Source organism: Gordonibacter sp. RACS_AR49 (assembly GCF_030418435.1).
In the GTDB taxonomy this organism is placed as follows: Bacteria; Actinomycetota; Coriobacteriia; order Coriobacteriales; family Eggerthellaceae; genus Gordonibacter; species Gordonibacter urolithinfaciens.
Window position 1 is genome coordinate 273,591 of the sequence record NZ_JAIUDM010000002.1, and the last position, 17,609, is coordinate 291,199.

Annotated in this window: 11 protein-coding genes; 8 read left to right on the forward strand and 3 right to left on the reverse strand. The window is 66.1% G+C overall.

Annotated elements, in window-relative coordinates:
- Positions 1-208 precede the first annotated feature (208 nt).
- Positions 209-1,213 carry a DmsC/YnfH family molybdoenzyme membrane anchor subunit gene (locus LB310_RS05750; protein WP_087190162.1) on the forward strand — a complete coding sequence of 335 codons (1,005 nt, stop codon included), beginning with the start codon at positions 209-211 and terminating at the stop codon, positions 1,211-1,213.
- 490 nt (positions 1,214-1,703) lie between these two features.
- Here LB310_RS05750 and LB310_RS05755 read toward each other — a convergent pair whose 3' ends face one another.
- Entirely contained in the window at positions 1,704-3,281 is a 1,578-nt protein-coding gene (locus tag LB310_RS05755; RefSeq protein WP_278805852.1) for a helix-turn-helix transcriptional regulator, read from the reverse strand.
- A gap of 223 nt (positions 3,282-3,504) precedes the next feature.
- Between LB310_RS05755 and LB310_RS05760 the strand changes: the two genes are divergently transcribed.
- From LB310_RS05760 to LB310_RS05785, 6 genes are all read left to right on the forward strand, one after another.
- Positions 3,505-4,089, forward strand: coding sequence for a 4Fe-4S dicluster domain-containing protein (locus LB310_RS05760; RefSeq protein ID WP_157780548.1), 585 nt, complete (start codon positions 3,505-3,507; stop codon positions 4,087-4,089).
- Between the two features lie 233 nt (positions 4,090-4,322).
- On the forward strand, positions 4,323-6,737 hold the full coding sequence (locus tag LB310_RS05765; RefSeq protein WP_278805851.1) for a DMSO/selenate family reductase complex A subunit: 2,415 nt from the start codon (positions 4,323-4,325) through the stop codon (positions 6,735-6,737).
- 25 nt (positions 6,738-6,762) lie between these two features.
- Positions 6,763-7,383 carry a 4Fe-4S dicluster domain-containing protein gene (locus LB310_RS05770; RefSeq protein ID WP_087190159.1) on the forward strand — a complete coding sequence of 207 codons (621 nt, stop codon included), beginning with the start codon at positions 6,763-6,765 and terminating at the stop codon, positions 7,381-7,383.
- A 1-nt stretch (position 7,384) separates the two neighbouring features.
- A complete protein-coding gene (locus tag LB310_RS05775; protein ID WP_278805850.1) occupies positions 7,385-8,248 on the forward strand; it encodes a DmsC/YnfH family molybdoenzyme membrane anchor subunit in 864 nt (287 codons plus the stop codon).
- Positions 8,249-8,347: 99 nt separating this feature from the next.
- The gene (gene dmsD / locus LB310_RS05780; RefSeq protein WP_278805849.1) at positions 8,348-9,001 is read left to right on the forward strand and encodes a Tat proofreading chaperone DmsD; all 654 of its coding nucleotides are present in this window, start codon (positions 8,348-8,350) and stop codon (positions 8,999-9,001) included.
- An 8-nt stretch (positions 9,002-9,009) separates the two neighbouring features.
- Positions 9,010-9,900: a DmsC/YnfH family molybdoenzyme membrane anchor subunit gene (locus LB310_RS05785; protein WP_278805848.1), complete on the forward strand. Its 891-nt coding sequence runs from the start codon at positions 9,010-9,012 to the stop codon at positions 9,898-9,900.
- 7 nt (positions 9,901-9,907) lie between these two features.
- On the opposite strand, the gene LB310_RS05790 is transcribed toward LB310_RS05785, so the two are convergent.
- Positions 9,908-14,155 (reverse strand): EAL domain-containing protein, encoded by a 4,248-nt coding sequence (locus LB310_RS05790; RefSeq protein ID WP_278805847.1) that lies wholly within the window; start codon positions 14,153-14,155, stop codon positions 9,908-9,910.
- Between the two features lie 165 nt (positions 14,156-14,320).
- On the reverse strand, positions 14,321-16,120 hold the full coding sequence (locus LB310_RS05795; protein ID WP_278805846.1) for a bifunctional diguanylate cyclase/phosphodiesterase: 1,800 nt from the start codon (positions 16,118-16,120) through the stop codon (positions 14,321-14,323).
- A gap of 146 nt (positions 16,121-16,266) precedes the next feature.
- On the opposite strand from LB310_RS05795, the gene LB310_RS05800 reads away from it, so the two are divergent.
- On the forward strand, positions 16,267-17,589 hold the full coding sequence (locus LB310_RS05800) for a serine dehydratase subunit alpha family protein (protein ID WP_278805845.1): 1,323 nt from the start codon (positions 16,267-16,269) through the stop codon (positions 17,587-17,589).
- Positions 17,590-17,609 lie beyond the last annotated feature (20 nt).

A 17,609-nucleotide genomic window follows, 5' to 3' on the forward strand; every position in this document is an offset into this window, starting at 1 on the left:
TTTGGCGGCTCTCTCCGGGGCGCCCGCATGTTCTGAACCGCTTCTTCAAATGGGGGTCGCGAAGGCTCGCATCGCGGGAGCGCTTCGGCCCGGCAACGCCTTAGAGGAATCGGCGGGGACCTCGGAGCCACCTCCGCCGGGGCGCCTACGATAGCCGCGGATAATGACGGCATTCGAAGGAGCCTAGCGCTTCAAGGAGGTTGGTTCTATGGATCTGGTGTATCTGCAACTGCCGCTCGTGTTCTTCACGGCGGCCGCGCCCATGGCCTCGGGCGCGTTCATCGGCTTGGCCATTGCATTCCTCACGACGCGCTTCTCGGCGGAGACCTTGCGGCGCATCGACCGCTGGACGCTTTTGCCGCTGGTCATCTTGGCAGTGGGTGTGATCGCGGCCGTCGCGTTCATGAACACGCCGCAAAGCGCGCTTCTGGTTATCCAAGGGATAGATCCCGGGGCGTTCGGGTTCGCGGTGTTCATGGCCGTGGCGTTCGCCGTCGTGGCGTTGGTGTACTGGGTCGTGGCCATGGTCGGCCGGCTGTCCGACGGCGCGCGCAAGGCGTTCGCCACGGTGGTGGCCGTGCTGGCGGTGGTGTACTCGGTGGCCATCGGCGTGGCCTACATGATGTCGGACGTTCCGCTGTGGGCCTCGGTCATCGTGCCCCTCGGGTTCGCCGGCTTCAGCCTGGCAAGCGGTGTGCCGTTGGGCATGCTCGTGCTCGCTGCTTCGAGGGCCCTTCCCGAGGCGCGCGAGACGCGCTTCGGCACGGCAGCGCTCGTCACGGCGCTTGTGGGCGCGGTGGTGTCCATCTTCGCCGTCACGGTACAGCTCATGAACGCCCAAGCCACGGTGGCTGCGATCTTCCCCGGCGCCGATGCCTTGCCAGGCGCATGGGTGTACCTTATCGTGTCCATCGCCGGTTTCGTGGTGGCGCTCGCCTGCATGCGCGGAGCGTTGAGCGGGCCGCTCTCGGGCCGCTCCGCGGCACCCCTCGGCAGCACTGCGGGCGCTGCGGCCATGCCGTGGAACAGCGTCGATTCGGCAGCTGCCAGCCCGGCGGCCGAGGGCAACGTGGTCCCGGACCTCGAGGCGCGCTATCGCAGGCAGGCTGCGACCGATGCGACCAAGGCCGTTCCCTACCTGGTCCTGGGCAACGTGGCGGTGCTGGCCGCGCTCGTTGCCGCCCGCGTGCTGTTCTACGCCATGCAGTTCTAAAGGCGCAGCGTTCGTCGGGACCGTGCCGAAAGTCGCGAGATCGAGGCTCGCTAGGGTTCAGCACAGGCTCTGCCTTCGTTCAACCCGTGAAAGACGAATGAGACCGCCCCGCTGCTCGCGGGGCGGTTCCTTATGGAGGGCAGTGTCAAAGCACGCTGCCCCAATACACGAGAAAAGCGATCTCCCGAATCACCGTTTCGATCGCTCTGAAGTGTTTTTATTGGGTTGGGGACCTGCTCCCGTGGCGTTCCAAGGCTTTAGATTGTGTTTGCCCAGTTCGGCGTAAACGGATTGCCCTCATCGGATCCGAGCCAGCTTCAGAGCGGCCAAAACGGTGACTCGGAGGGTCGAAATTCCGTAGAAGGGAAGAGCGAAGACTGCCCCCGGGCGCATCTGGCTGGAGCGACGCGGCCGCGAGCCGAAAGTAGGCGAGGAAAGAAGCTTCTGCGTAGCAGGCTGTACGGTCGGCGCATGCGCCCTGCGAACAGCCCTAGCCTTCCAGCTCGCTTGGGTCGAACGAGTCGATGAGGTCCAAAAGCTCCTGTTTCTTATGGATGTCCAGCTTGGTATAGATGCGCTTGGAGTGCGTGCGGATGGTGTTCTCGGACACCACGAGGTCCTCGGCGATGCGGGCGACGGTGTTGCCGCGGGCGATGAGCTCCATGACCTCGGTCTCGCGCGCGCTCAAGCGGTAGTGCTGGCGCAGCAGCTCGGCCTGCTTCGAGATGCGGTCCTGGTAGAAGGGCTCGCTTGCGACAGGGGCGCGCTTGCCCTTCGCAGCGGGGTCTGCCTTTGCAGAGGGGGCGGCCTTCGCGGCGGGCCGCGCCGCCTCTCCGGCGGGCCGCAGCGCCACCAGCTCGATGCTCTCCGCGTCGCTGCTGCGGCTGAATATCCGGCGGAACCCGCCTTGCCCCACGAAGTACATGAGCCCCAGCAGGTACACGGCCACCAATGCCACCACGGCCACCGGCTCGATCCCCGTCACCATGATCTGCTCGGCGAACGACCCGCCGATGAACCCCACGTCGTGCAGTGCGTACACCACGCCGCCGAAAAACCCGTACACGAACACGGGGTTGATGCCGCGGTCGCGCGATGCCTGCGCGCACTGTATCATCATGAGCACGATTGCCACGCTGTACACGGCGTACAGGATGGCCGCGAGCCACTGCGCATACGCCACCATGAGGAACGGCAGCAGCAGAAACGACGTGATGACGAACGGGAACACCACGCGGTAGGCGCCCACCACGTTCATGCGCAGGTTCTTGAACTGCCACAGCACCAGCACCGTCGCCGCCGCCACGAGCGAGCCGGCCATGGACAGCACGTTCACCAGCGCTCCCACCTGCGGCTCCCCGATGGCCAGGGAGCGCATGATGCCCGTGCAGAATCCGAGCGCTCCCACGCAGAACGCGCTGCGCCAGTAGTCGCGCACCACGGTGCGGTACACGTGCGGATGGTCGCGCGGCACGTCCTCGAACATGGGCTGGTCGCGGTCGATCTCACGGCTTTTCAAAACGATGGCCAGGCCGAACAGCGGAAGGAACACGAGTGGGATGAGGTAGGCTGTGACCGCTTGCGGTATGAGGTACAGCGCGAAGTACATGATGGCCGCATAGGCCGTGCCCACGATGAGGTCGCGGTTGCCGTGGTCGGCGTCGAAGCTGGCGAACAGGCGCTGCCATAGCATGAAGAACCCCGCCGAGCCGAGCCCGAGCAGGCCACCTCCTACCACCACGAGCGGCAAAGCCCATGCGTCCAGGTAGATGGCGGCAATGAGGCAGCACCAACCCAAGAAGTATGGCGCGGCGGCCAGCATGACCATAAAGCGCCGTGTGGGTCCGGGCAGGAAGTACACACCGAAGGCGCTGGCGAAGTAGCTCGCCGAGAACACGAGCGACTGCGCCAGGAAGAACCAGAACACGATCTCGGGCGTCTGGAACTCCAAGGGCAGGAACGGGAACACGCCTCCCCATACGCCGGCGGCGTTGATGGCCAGAAACAGCGCATAGCCGAGCGACGTGACGTTCGGTTTCAATATGCGGATGATGGCTGCTGGCTGCAAAGGGCTCCCCCGGTTTCATTGGCCATGCGACGAGAGACAGGAGTGCAGTATAGCCGATTGGGCTCGCCCGTGCCTGCCGAAGGGCCGTTGCACGTGTTACACCGGGGCAACGGTGCGCCCACGGTTCGTTGAATGCTCTGGTGGCCGGCATTGTTGCGGAAGCGGCGGCCGATACCATGACGTGATGGGTTGTGGAGCGGAGGGGGATGATGAAAGGAACAACGTGTCCTATGGATTTCACGTCGACGCCGTGCGCTGCATCGGATGCCGCGCCTGCGTGGACGCCTGCTGCGCGCAGTGCCGCGTGCCGGACGAGCTATCCTGCCGCACCGTGACCTCGTACGAAGGCGGCGTTTGGGAGGAGGCGCCCGACGGCACCTGCTCGCTCACCTTGTTCGCGTACTTCATCTCGGTAAGCTGCCTGCACTGCGCCCGCCCGGCCTGCATGGCCGTATGCACGGAGGAGGCGTTGCGCAAGCAGCCGGGGACCGGCCTCATGCGCGTGGTGTCCGCGCTCTGCACCGGATGCGGCGACTGCGCCCAGGCGTGCCCCTACGGCGTGGTGAAGATCGACCCGCGCCACGGCGTGGCCGTCATCTGCGATGCCTGCGCCGCCGTCATAGAGGCGGGCAGGCAGCCTGCCTGCGTGGAAGCCTGTCCCGAAGACGCGCTCCATTTCGGCGAGATAGGCGACCTCCAAGCCGCCTATGGCGAGCTTGCGAGCATCCCCCCGCTGCCACCCGCCGACGCCACGTATCCCAGCCTCGTGCTCACGGCGCCGCCGGCGCTGCTGAGCGCACTGCGTTGAGGCTTAGGGGCGGCGGCGCGAACTTGTCACATACACCCCTCACATGCAGGCATTTGACCTGCGAATACTCAAAGTTCCCACATTTTATGTGACACGCGTTTTCTCCGATAAGGGTATGGTAGGCCCCGTTATGGAGCCGTTGCCGTCTTGGGGGGAACCCGGAAGGCGGAACCGGCAGGGCGTCCGGCGCGGGAGGCGCAGGGCGCATCGAGGACTATCGAAGGGGGAGTGTCATGTCAGACAACATGCCGAGTCTGAGCCGCCGTACGTTCATGAAGACGACCGGTGCGCTCGGCGCGCTGGCAGCCGTGGGCGGCAGCGTCGCCGCCACGAACACGCTCTTCGGGGCGGGCGTGCCGCAAGCGCATGCCGCCGCCGAGGAGACCGTCACGTGGGGCCATTGCGCCATCAACTGCCCGGGCCGTTGCAGCCTGAAGTTCCACGTGCAGGATGACGAAGTGGTGTGGGTGGACACCTATACGAGCAAGGATGCGGGCTTCGACGACCCGCAGCCGCGCGCCTGCCTCCGCGGTCGCAGCTACCGCCGCTGGCTCGCCAGCCCCGACCGCATCAACTACCCCATGAAGCGCGTGGGGAAGCGCGGCGAGGGCAAATACGAGCAGATCAGCTGGGACGAGGCCATCGACCTTGCGGCCACGAAGCTCAAGGAAGTCATCGAGAAGTACGGCAACGAGGCTGTGTACGTGCCCTACGCCACCGGCGTGTCGGCTACCACGTCGCGTCCTTTCAACCGCTTCCTCAACCTCGTGGGCGGCTACCTGAACTTCTACAACAGCTACTCCACGGCGCAGATCTCCTGCATCACGCCGTATATGTACGGCTCCAAGGGCAACGGCGGCAGCTCGTTCAAGACGGCCGAGGACGCCAAGCTCGTGCTTATCTTCGGCTCCAGCCCCACCGAGACGCGCCAGGGCGGCCTGACCACGCACTACGACTGGGTGCACCTGCGCGAGCGCACGGGCGCGAAGATCTACATGATCGACTACCGCATGAACGACTCCATCTCGGGCCATTCCGAGCAGTGGCTGCCCATCAACCCGGGCACCGATGCGGCGCTCGTAGCCGGCATAGCCCACTACCTTATCAAGAACGACCTGGTGGACCTGGACTTCCTGCACACGTACTGCCAGGGCTACGACGAGGAGACCATGCCCGAGGCCTATCGGGGCAAGAACATGTCCTACTACGCCTACATCATGGGCGAGGGCTACGACATGGTGGAGAAGACGCCCGATTGGGCCGCCAAGATCACCGGCATCCCGGCCGAGCGCATCGAGGAGCTGGCCGAGGAGATCGGCACGACGAAGCCCCTCTACGTGAACCAGGGCTGGGGCCCGCAGCGCCGCAGCAACGGCGAGTGGACGGCCTGGGCCATCATGGCGCTGCCCTGCCTGGTGGGCCAGATCGGCCTGCCCGGCACGAACAACGGCACCCGCGAGGACCGCACGAGCCCGGCGAGCGTGTCCATGGATGCCGGCAAGAACCCGGTGAAGACCTCCATCCCGTGCTTCCTGTTCACCGATGCCATCGACCATGGTACCGAGATGACGTCGAAGAACGCCGGCGTGAAGAACGCCGACGCGCTCAAGGTGAACATCAAGTACATGATCAACTACGCCGGCAACTGCCTGACCAACCAGCACTCCGACATCAACAAGGCGCACGACGTCCTGGCCGACGAGAGCAAATGCGAGTTCATCCTGGGCATCGACACGGTCATGTGCGACTCGCTGAAGTACTCCGACGTCATCCTGCCCGACCTGTTCCGCTTCGAGCAGACTTCGCAGATCTCCACCGGCTCCGACACGGGCTACATGATCACGGGCACGGCCTGCACGTCGCCCAAGTTCGAGCGTAAGACCGCCTACGAGATGGCCACGCTCATGGCCGAGAAGTTCGGCGTGGCCGACGAGTTCACCGAGGGCAAGACCGAGGAAGAGCGCATCAAGGAGCAGTACGAGAAGGCACGCGAGAAGAGCCCGAAGCTCCCCACCTGGGATGAGGCTGTGGAGATGGGCGTGTATATCGAGGAGCACGCGCCGGTGGTGTCCATGAAGAAGTTCCGCGACGACCCGGTGGCGAACAAGCTGGACACGCCGTCCGGCAAGATCGAGATCTTCTCCGAGAAGCTGCTCAAGTTCACCGAGGGCTGGGAGCTCGAGGCCGACGACACGCTGCCCGGTCTGGACAACATGCCGCCGATCCCCGTGTACCTGCCCGAGTGGTACGGCGTGGAGAACACGACCGACGAGTACCCGCTCGCGCTGTCCGGCTTCCACTACCGCGGCCGCATCCACAGCTCGTGGGGCTTCATGCCCGAGCTCAAGGAGGTCAACCCGCAGGAAGCCTGGATCAACCCGGTGGACGCGGAGCCCCGCGGCATCGAGCAGGGCGACACGGTGCGCGTGAAGAACGAGTTCGGCGAGATCGAGCTGTTGGCCAAGGTCACGCCCCGCGTGGTTCCCGGCACGGTGGCGGTTTCCCAGGGTGCGTGGCACGACGCCGACATGGCGGGCGACCGCGTGGACAAGGGCGGCAGCATCAACACGCTCACGACCCAGCGTCCCTCGCCCCTGTCGAAGGGCAACCCGCAGCACACGAACATCTGCGAAGTCGTGAAGGCATAGCGGCGAGGAAAGGAGAGGATAGATCATGACGCATTACGCATTTTCTTTCGACGGCACTCGCTGCACCGGTTGCAAGACCTGCGAGATGGCCTGCAAGGATTACAAGGATCTTGACCTGGGCGTCGCGTACCGCAAAGTGTACGAGGTGACGAGCGGCGAGACGGTGAGGGACGCCAACGGCTGCTTCACCTCCACGTGCACGAGCTACCCGCTGTCGCTGTCGTGCAACCACTGCGACGACCCGGCGTGCACGAAGGTGTGCCCCACGGGCGCCATGCACAAGGATGCGGAGACGGGCCTCGTGTCCGTGGACGCCGACAAGTGCGTGGGCTGCGGCTACTGCCACATGGCCTGCCCGTACAATGCGCCGAAGGTGGACCGCTCCAAGGGCCACTCCGTGAAGTGCGACGGCTGCGCCGAGCGCGTGGCGGCCGGTGAGAAGCCGGTGTGCGTGGAGGCCTGCCCGGCCCGCGCGCTCGACTTCGGCACGGTTGAGGAGATGTCCAAGGTGGGCGAGCGCGGCAACATCGCGCCGCTGCCCGAGCCGCACTACACGAACCCGAACCTGTACATCAAGCCTTCCGCGGACGCCAAGCCTGCCGGCAGCGCCGACGGCAAGGTCGTCAACCCCCTGGAGGTGATGTAGCATGGAGGCCGCATTCGCCGAACTGCCTCTGGCGCTGTTCACGACCCTGGCCCCGATGGGCGCCGGCGCCTTCATCGCGCTCGCGCTGGCCTTCTTCACCACGACGTTCACCGACGATCAGGTGAAGAAGATCGATCGCATGACGCTCATCCCGCTCGTCGTGGTGCTCGTGGGCTTCGCCGCCTCGTTCTTCCACCTGGCCTCTCCGCTGCACGCGGCGGGCGTGTTCGCCGGCATCGGCTCCTCGCCGCTGTCGAACGAGATCCTCGTGGGCTCGCTGTTCGTGGTGCTGGCCCTGGTGTACGTGATCCTGGCACTGGCCGGCAAGCTCTCCGGCGGCGCGCGCAAGGGCTTCGTGGCCGTAGTGGCCGTGGCCGCTGCCGTGTTCGCCTGCTTCACCGGCATGGCCTACATGATGGAGACCATCGCCTCGTGGAACTCGCCGCTCGTGGTGGTGCATCTGCTGGGCTTCGCCCTGCTGGGCGGTATGCCGCTGGGCACGCTGGTGCTGGGCCTTGCCGGCACGCTCCCCGATGCGCTTAAGGGCTCGTTCAAGACGGCCGGCATCGTGGTGGCCGCAGCCGGCGCGGTGCTCGCCATCGGCGGGTTCTGCGTCCAGGTCATGGGCGTGGGCGGCATGGAGAACGCCCTCGTGTCCGGTGCCGACCTCGTGGCGGACGTCACCATCTACCTTGCGGCGGCCGTGGCCAGCCTCGTGCTGGCGGCGGCGGGCACCGTGGCGGCGCTTCTGGGCAAGAGCCCGGTGGCGATGGCCGGCTTCGGAGCGGTCATGGCCGTGATCGGCATCTTCGTTGCCCGCCTCGTGTTCTATGCCGTGCAGCTTTCCGTGGGCCTGAGCTTCTAGGGAAGGCGCGCCGGCACGGTTCCGAAACGAATACTTTGACGGAGGCAAGGTACGCTACAATGTGGCGTACCTTGCTGGTTTCGACGGAGGGGACGAACTATGGACGAGAACATGCAGGACGGCCGGGACATGCTCGAGGGCATCGCCTTCGTGGGCGAGACGCTGGGGCCGTTCTTCCTGCAGGACCCGAAGACGGGCGAGGCCGGCGCAGCGTTTCAGGCGCTGGCAGCACTCGACGTGGATGCAGCCGCCGCGGAGTGGCCGTTCGCGGAAGAGGCCGAGGCGCATGGCGACCTGGCGCTCATGAAAGAGGGACTTGCGCGCGGTGTCGAGGACGACGACCTGGTGTGGGAGTACCGCCGCCTGTTCGTGGGCCCGGCGCCGAAGCCGGCACCGCCGTGGGGTTCGGTGTACACCGACCGCGAGTGCGTCGTGTTCGGCGAGAGCACGCTCGCGTTGCGTGCCTGGATGCGCGCGCAGGGTATCGAGCGGCTCGTGGACGACAAGACCCCCGAGGACCACATCGGCCTCATGCTCGTGCTCATGGCGTGGATCGCCCGCAACCGCCCCGAGGTGTTGGACGACTTTCTGCGCCTGCACCTGCTGCCGTGGTCGTCGCACTTCCTGGACGAGCTGGCCGAGGCCGCGGAGCAGCCGTTCTACGAGGGCCTTGCGCGCCTGGCGAAGGCGAGCCTCGAGGGCATCCAGTCCGAGCGCGCCCTCGACGTGGCCTATCCGCGGTTCTACCGCTAGGAGGGGCCATGTTGTCGGGGATGGGCACGGCGCTGGGCGAGATAACGCTCGTACTGTTCACGACGCTCGCACCGTCGGGCGTCGTCGCGTTCATCCTCATGGGCCTGCCGCTTCTTCGGACGGACGTGCCGGTCGACGCGCGGCGGCGCATCAACCAGTTCCTAAGCATACCGCTGGTCACCACCATGGTGGGGCTCGTGGCTTCGGCCACCCATCTGGGCAATCCGGCGAACGCTCTCTACGTGTTCCTGGGAGTGGGCCGCAGCCCGCTTTCCACCGAGGTGTTCTGCGCCGTGGTGTTCTTGGCTTTGGCGGGGGTTTACTGGCTCTACTCGTTCGCCGAGCAGCCGCGCGTCGGGCTGCAGCGCTCCTGGATGGCGCTGGCCATGGCGGCGGGCATCGTGTTCGTCACGTCCGTGGCCTTCGCCTACAGCGCCGAGACCATCGTGTCGTGGTACACGGTGTACGTGCCGCTGAACCTGTGGCTGAACGCGCTGGTGGGCGGTCCGGTTCTTGCGCTCGTGGGCCTGCGCGCCGCGCGCTGGGAGCCGGCGTGCGGCCGTTTCGGGCGCGCGCTGCTGGCGCTGTCGACGGCGGCCCTTGTCGCGAACCTCGTGTCGTTCGGGCTGCAGAGCGCCGACTTGCCGCGCATCGCGAACGCGTTCCTCGCTGCCTCGGATCTCGTGCCGTATTACGGTCTCATGATCGCCGCGTTCGGCGTGCTGGCGCTCGCGGGCATTGGCCTTGACGCGCAGGTCTTGCTAATCCGCGTGCGCGAGGGCCATCGCTCTCTGGGCGTCGGCCGCGCCATCGCGGCGTGCGCGCTCGTGCTGGCCGGCATCTTCGTCATGCGCTTCGCGTTCTACATGATGCACCTGACGGTGGGGCTAGGCGTGTAGGCCGGACTCAATTGGCGACGGGCGACGGGATGTCGGGCTCGTAGAAGCAGAAGTGTGCCTTGCCCATCGACTTCGCCCGGTACAGCGCCGCGTCGGCGCGGTCGTACACCGTTTTGAACTCCGTGCCCTGCTTGGGCACGAGCACGACGCCGGCCGAGGCGGACACCTCGATGGTGGTGCCGCCCCTCACCTTGGTCGTCCACGGCTTGCCGCACAGCGCGCCCACGCGTCGCGCCAGGCTGGCCCGCGTGATGTCGTCGCAGTACACGATGAACTCGTCGCCGCCCCAGCGGCACACCAGGTCGTTCTTTCGGAACGCGCTGCGCAGGTGCCGGCCCACGTCTGCCAGCGCCGTGTCGCCGGACAGGTGGCCGTGACGGTCGTTGACCAGTTTGAAGTCGTCCAGGTCGATGATGACGAACGCGCCCGCCGTACCCTTGCGTAGCGTCTTTGCCAGGGCTTCCGGCAGCAGCGCCGCGCCGGTCTGGCGGTTCAGCAGCCCCGTGAGCGCGTCGTGGCGAGCCTTGTCCTCCAGATCAAGCTCGCGGCGCTTGCGCCGGTCGATGTCGGTCACGGAAAGGTAAGCGTACACGTCGCCGCCCGCCTCGATGCGGATAAGGCGGTAGCCCAGCTCCATCCAGCGCTCGCCCCGCTCGTCCTCCTGACGATACTCCAGCGAGTCGAACAGCACCCCGTCGTCGAAGCGTGCGAGCATGGCGTCGAAGTCGAGGAACGACTTGACCGCCTCCGCGTCCTTCACGGTGCGCACCGTGCGCCCGATGCGCTCGGCCGGCGTGGTGTCTGTCCAATCCTCCAGCACGGCGCCCACCGCCCGCCTCCACGCCCGGCGGTCCGACGCGTCCAGGAAGCTTTGCGTGCGCAGGTTGACGCACCAGTGGTCCACGGCCCGGCCCTTCAGCATCTCGAACAGGTCGCCTTCCCTGTTGGGGCCGCTTTGGGCGACGTCCTCGATGTAGCCAATCACGCGCACGGGCCTGCCGGTGCCATCGGGCACGGTCTCACAGGTCACGCGCAGCCGGGTTGGGTCGCCGTCCTCGGCCAGCGCCTCAATCTCGCGAACAGGCACGCCGTCGTGCAGGGCCTCGCGCGCCAAGCGCCTGAGCACACGCGCCGCTCGCTCGGCCGGCGCAGCGCCCTGCTCGGGGGCAAAGCGGTCCGCGGAGGCCAGCAGCGTCGTCAACCCGTCGGACGAGAGGTTCTGGAACGTCAGGTGGTCGTGCTCCACGTCGTATATCCATACGTTCAGGCTGGCCTGGAGGATGATGCGGTGCAGCATCTCGTCGTCCAGTGCCAGTTCCTGTTGCATGCGCACGGAGTCGTCGATGTCGAGGCAGACGCTGGCGATGGCCAGGCGACCGTTCTTCGTTCGAACGACCCTTCCGTGGTCGGCTACCCAGAACCAAGATCCGTCTTTGCGGGGCATGCGGTACTGGGTGGTGTAGTCGAGGCCCTCGTAGTAGTCCGGCCCGATGTCCTTCATGACGTGCGGCAGGTCATCGGGATGGATGGAGTTGCCCACCTTGCCATCGAGCGCCTCGATGAGCTCCGCCGACGTGTCGTAACCCGCCATGCGGGCTATCTCCTCGTTGGCGAACAGGATGGGGAAGCCCTCCTCGCAGTAGCCCCCTATGAGGCCGCCCGGCACGTTTTCCAGGAATATCTGAGCTGCTACTTGGCGATTTTCGGACGACATATCGTCAAGCGCCCTTTCGGCAGATGGCAGGCCCAGGACGTCGTTCAGCGCGGTTTGCGAAGAGCGTAGCTCCAGCTCCTGCTCCTTCTGGCCCGTCACGTCCGAGAGCGAGGCGAAGAAGATGCTGCGGTCCTGCTCGCGTCGGAGAAAGAACACCTTCATGTGCAGCCACATGAGGTCCCCGCACAGGCGGTAGCGGCGGATCGTTCCCTCGGAGCCCGACACGGGGTGCTGTTCGGCCTGCTCGAACAGGCTCATGACGAGGCCCCGGTCGTCGGGGTGCACCTGGCGGAAGATGTACCGCTGGCGCTCGTGCAGGTCGACGGCGTTGCAACCGGTCACGCGATAGTACGAGTTGTTCACCTGCAGCAGCTCGAAGCGGTCGGGGTAGACGGCGTACACGGCCATGCCGCCGATGAGGTTGTCGACGAGGGTTCTGCTCGTCTCGTCCTCGTTCAGCAGGGCGTCCATGTCGATAAGCTCCATCATGGGCGCGAGCACGCCGCGGAAGTCCACGGCGTCGGGCTGGGCGAGCAGAGCCTCAAGATGCTCGGTGTCCATGGGGCGGTGGAAGTAGTAGCCCTGGGCGTAGTCGCAGCCGATGTCCTGCAGGAAACCCACCTGCTCCTTCGTCTCGGCGCCTTCGGCGATGATGCGCAGGTCCATGAGGCGGGCCATGGACACGACGGCCTCGAGGATGCTCTCGCTGCGTCGCGTGTTGTCGTTGCGGTTCAGGAAGCCCATGTCGATCTTGAGTATGTCGACGGTGATGTCCTTCAGCATGTTGAGCGATGAGTAGCCGCTGCCGAAGTCGTCCATGAGGATGGTGAAGCCGAGCGCTTTCAGCCTGCTCACCGCCTCGGCCATCTTTCGGTCCTCGGCATAGGCGCTTTCGGTGATCTCCAGCTCCAGCAGGCTGTGGTCGAGGCCGTACGTGCCCACCAGGCCCTCGAGCGTGTCCACCACGTCGATGGCGTACAGGTCGGCCCTCGAGATGTTCACGGACACGGGGATGGGCCGGCAGCCGCGGTCGATCCACGAGCGCAGGTGCCGACACACCTCGTCCCATACGTACAGGTCGAGGCTGGCTATGAACCCGCTGCGCTCGAGCACGGGGATGAAGGCTCCCGGCATGACCACCCCGCGCTCCGGGTGCTGCCAGCGCACGAGCGCCTCGAGGCCCACGATGCGCCCCGTGCGGGTGCTGCACTGGGGCTGCCAGTACGGCACGAACTCGCGGTTCTTCAGCGCCTGCTTCACCTCCAGCAGCAGCTTCGCCTCGTTCTTCAGCTCTTCGGACATGGATTCCTCGTACCAGGCCACGCGCTTGGCGTACGTGTTCTTGACGGTGGCCATGGCCAGCATGGCGTGGTCGCAGGCGGTGCTGATGGAGCGTCCCGCTTCCTCGACGGAGCACACGCCGATGGCGGGGCGGAACCCGATGGCGTCCTCGGAGTCGAAGGGCGGCAGCTTCAGCTGGCGGTCGACGGCGTCCTCGGTGATAATGCCGTGGGGCAGTACGAGCGCGAAGTCGTCGCCGCCCAGGTAGCCCGCCACGCCCTCGTAGCGCTCGGCCAGGTTGGAGAGGCGATTGGCTATGGCGCGCAGCATCTCGTCGCCGGCCTCGCGACCGTGCCACTCGTTGAACAGCTTGAAGTGCTCGATGTCCAGGTAGATCGCCTCGTGGCAGCGCTCGGGGTGCGCTTCGAGCAGCGCGCTGGCCTTCGCGTAGAACGTGGCGGCGTTGTAGATACCGGTGAGCTGGTCACGTTCGCGAAGCTGCCTTATCTGGGCGTTCTCGGCGTGCTCCTCGCGGGCGCGCACCTCGGCGTCGATGTCGGCGATGAAGCACATGACCACCGTCTCGCCGCCCTCGCCTCGTTTCACGGGCACGACGGTCTGCGCCACCCACCCCCAGCTGCCGTCGCATCGCAGCTTGCGGAACTCGCCGCGCAGCGCGCCGTCCTCCTCCTCGATACGCTCGAGCAGGGTGTCGAAGTCCCAGAACCGCTGGAACCGCTCACGGTCCTCGGGATTGATCATGTTCCTCAACACGTCGTCGAACATGGCGCCGAGCTCTCCCGAGAGCGGCGGCATGGCGTACTTGCCGGGCTCGTGGTACAGCACCTTGTACGTGTCGCCCGTCACGTTGATCTCGAACAGCTCGTCGTAGGACGACGGCTCCCTCAGCGTGGAGAACAGGCTGCGGCTCCGGTCGTCAACGGGCCGGCCCGAGAACAGCACGCAGGGGCCGCGGTCGAACCAGTCCACCTCGAGGCACGTGATCTCGTACCACCTATCGCGCCGCGCGCTGAAGATGACGGTCTGGGTGGCGTCCCCGCTGTTGCTCTCGTGCCCGTGCCAGGGGCAGTCATCGCAGGGATCGCTTGCGCCGCGGAACGCCTCGTAGCAGATGGAGCCCACCTGGCCGCGGGGGAAGGCACGGTGCGCTGCCTGGTCCATGTACACGACGCGATGGTCGCGGTCGATGACGTACGTGTGCCGGTGCGTCGAAGGGTTCCCCGAAGCGTCGTCGCCCATGTACCTGCTCCTAACCGAGGTGGCCGATCTCCCGAAGCCGGACTGGGTGCTGCGGGGAGAACAGCTCCCATTGTATCCGGTTGTACGGTGCGTCGCCTGAGAAAAGGTGCATGGCTATGAAAATAGTCGGGTATCGCCGTGCCCGGTCAACGTGCGGTTCGGCCCTCAAAGTCCGTAGCGGGTGCGGAACTCCCCCTCCGGCAGGGGCTTGGAGAACGCATAGCCCTGAGCCACCGGACAGCCAAGCTCGCTCAGCATGGCGGCCTGATCCTCGGTTTCCACGCCTTCGCACACGGTGACCAGCCCAAGGTCGCCGGCCATGTCCAGCACGCCCTTCAGCACGGAGCGCGAGCGGCTCGGGTCGGTGTTCTCGGAGAGGAAGCCGCGATCGATCTTGAGCACGTCGATGGGCAGCTTGCGCAGCAGGTTGAGTGACGAGTAGCCGGTGCCGAAGTCGTCCATGGCCAAGCGGAAGCCCATGGCCTTGAGCGTCTCGAGCTTGTTGATGACCGCGTCCTCATCCATGACGAACGCGCTTTCGGTGACTTCGACCTCGATGGCCTCGTGGGGGATGCGGGCGCTGCCCACCACGTGCAGCAGGCGCTCGATGAAGCCCTCGCGCATAATGGTGACACGGGAGAAGTTCACGGACACCACGAGCGCTTCGCCGGTACCGGGAACGGTCATCGGGTAGGTTTGGCACACGCGATTGAGCATGTAGAAGTCAAGCTGCACGATGAACCCGTTCTTCTCGAACAGGGGGATGAACGAGTCGGGTGGGAGGAAGCCCAGCTGGGGCGAATCCCAGCGCACAAGTGCCTCCGCCCCGGCGAGCGCGCCGTCGGCCAGGCGGTTCTTCGGCTGCAGGTACAGCTGGAACTCGCGGTTCGCCAGAGCCTCGTCCTCGTGCTGCTCGATGCGGTTCTTCAGCTCCACGGCGTTGCGGAACACCTGGTCGTAGCGCGAGATACCCTCCTTGTCGGACGACTCCTTCATCACGGCTATGGCGTTGCTCACCAGGAGCGGGATATTTTCGCTGGGCTGCTCAACCTCGCACACGCCGCAGCCGAACGAGAGGATGCCCGTGAAGTGGATGTCAGGGATTGCGCGCAGCTTCGCCTCGATGTGCTCGTGCAGCTTTTCGATACGCTGCGGCTCGTTGCGCAGCAGCAGCACGAAGTGGTCCGCATTGCCGTGGGCTGCCAGCTCGTCGCGCCGGCAGGCGTTGTCCAACAGGCGGGCCAGCGTCAGGATGAGCTTGTCGCCGGATTCGTAGCCGTACGTCTCGTTGATGTAGCGGAAGTTCAGCACGTTCGTGTATGCCACCAGGTACGTGCCCCCAGGGGCGCTGGACACGAGCTGCTGCCCCTGCTCCTCGAAGGCCAGCATGTTCTTGCGTTTCGTGAGGGGGTCGGTGAAGTAGGCGGTCTTGAGCTTCGAGATGCGGTCGTTGCGCATGAACAGCATGATGGTGGCGGCGATAAGGAACAGCACAGTGCAGATGGCGCCCATCACGAGGAAGTCGTGCTCGGCGCGCTTCTGGGCGGAGAGCACCATGGTGTCGGCCAGGGCGAAGTGCTTCTCGCTCAGGTCCAGCAGCCGTTCGGCGGACCCCTCCCCGCGGTGCAGGGCGTCGATCTCGTTCTCGATGAGCTTCCATTGCGAGTTGACGGCGGCCAGGTTGTCCATGAACTCGTGGGTTTTGGGTCCCTTGTACAGGCGGTTTTTCTCGTTCGCGGTCAACTTTTCCAACAGCGAGGTTACACGCTGCTCGGTGGACGGCGCCGGCTGGCCGGCCAGCTCCATCTTCACCATGCGTTGCGTGCCGCCGCGCACGACGCCCGAGTCGTTGATGATGCCGGCGAAGTCGCGCACTTGCGCAAGGGTGAACATGAGTACGGCTACGCCCAGCACCCAGAAGGCGATGACGATAAGTCCCTTGCCCAGCCTGCTCCGCTTCTTCAAGCGGACCTCCTCATTGTTCAGCGCGCAAGCGCAATTGCATCATATTATAGCGACGGCTCCCTGTGTTGCCAGCAATATTTTGGCTTTAAGCGCCAACGGGGTCGCGTGCTATCATGGGGGAATTGTAACCGGCGGGAAGGCGGAGCATGAAGCGGACCGACGAGCGCTACGGCGCCTACGTTTCCATTTTGGAAGAAGAGCTTATCGCGGCGATGGGATGCACGGAGCCTATCGCCATCGCTCTGGCGGCGGCGAGGGCGCGCGAGCTGCTGGGAGCCGAGCCGACCCGCGTGTACGTGGCGGCTAGCGGCAGCATCATCAAGAACGCGAAGAGCGTGGTGGTGCCCCATACGGGCGGCTTGAAGGGCATCGAGGCTGCGGCGGCAGCCGGTATCGTGGCGGGGGAGGCCGGCCGCAGCCTGGAGGTGATCGCCGACGTGTCGCCGGCCGACGTGGAGGAGGTCGTCGCCTACCTGGGGCGCACGCCCATCATGGTGGAGCGCGCCGATTCGGGCCTCGACTTCGATATTGTCGTGCGAGTGTTCGCCGCGGAGGACGTCGAGAGCGTCGGGGCCGCGGCGGGCGGTCCAGCGCGCAGCGCGCTCGTGCGCATCGCCGACTTCCACACGAACATCGTGCGCGAGGAGCGCGACGGCGAGGTGCTGCGCGACGCCGCACCCACATCAGAGGGCGGCGCGGCCGAGGGCATGACCGACCGCGGCCTGCTGTCGATGGCCGGTATCTGGGACTTCGCCATGACCGTGGACGTGGACGACGTGCGCGAGCTGCTCGACCGGCAGATCGCCTGCAACGGCGCCGTGGCTGACGAGGGGCTGGCCGGCGACTGGGGCGCGAACATCGGCAGCGTCATGCTGGGCGCCTACGGCGACGACGTGAAGTCGCGCGCGTGCGCGTGCGCCGCAGCGGCGTCCGACGCGCGCATGAGCGGCTGCGAGCTGCCCGTGGTCATCAACTCCGGCAGCGGCAACCAGGGCATCACCGTGTCGGTGCCGCTCATCGTGTACGCGCGCGAGCTGGGGTCGAGCGACGAGCAGCTCTACCGTGCGCTGGTGCTCTCGAACCTCGTGGCCATCCATCAGAAGACGGGCATCGGCCGGCTGTCGGCGTTCTGCGGCGCGGTGTGCGCGGGCGCGGCGGCGGGCGCCGGCATCGCGTATCTGGACGGCGGCGGCTACAAGGAGGCCTGCCACGCCGTGGTGAACGCGCTGTCCATCGTGGCGGGCATGGTGTGCGACGGCGCGAAGCCCTCGTGCGCCGGCAAGATAGCCTTCTCGGTGAACGCCGGCATCCTCGGCTACGTGATGTACCGCGACGGCCAGCAGTTCTACGGCGGCGACGGCATCGTGAAGAAGGGCGTGGAGAACACCATCGACAGCATCGCCCGCCTCGGCCGCGACGGCATGCGTGCCACCAACGACGAGATCATCAGGATCATGCTGGGCTCGTAGGGGAGGGGAAGGGGGCGGAA

Coding starts and splice junctions, on each gene's coding strand:
- LB310_RS05770 (WP_087190159.1), top strand. CDS start 6,763: ATGACGCATTACGCATTTTCTTTCGACGGCACTCGCTGCACCGGTTGC.
- LB310_RS05750 (WP_087190162.1), top strand. CDS start 209: ATGGATCTGGTGTATCTGCAACTGCCGCTCGTGTTCTTCACGGCGGCC.
- LB310_RS05790 (WP_278805847.1), bottom strand. CDS start 14,155: ATGGGCGACGACGCTTCGGGGAACCCTTCGACGCACCGGCACACGTAC.
- dmsD (WP_278805849.1), top strand. CDS start 8,348: ATGGACGAGAACATGCAGGACGGCCGGGACATGCTCGAGGGCATCGCC.
- LB310_RS05765 (WP_278805851.1), top strand. CDS start 4,323: ATGTCAGACAACATGCCGAGTCTGAGCCGCCGTACGTTCATGAAGACG.
- LB310_RS05800 (WP_278805845.1), top strand. CDS start 16,267: ATGAAGCGGACCGACGAGCGCTACGGCGCCTACGTTTCCATTTTGGAA.
- LB310_RS05785 (WP_278805848.1), top strand. CDS start 9,010: ATGTTGTCGGGGATGGGCACGGCGCTGGGCGAGATAACGCTCGTACTG.
- LB310_RS05775 (WP_278805850.1), top strand. CDS start 7,385: ATGGAGGCCGCATTCGCCGAACTGCCTCTGGCGCTGTTCACGACCCTG.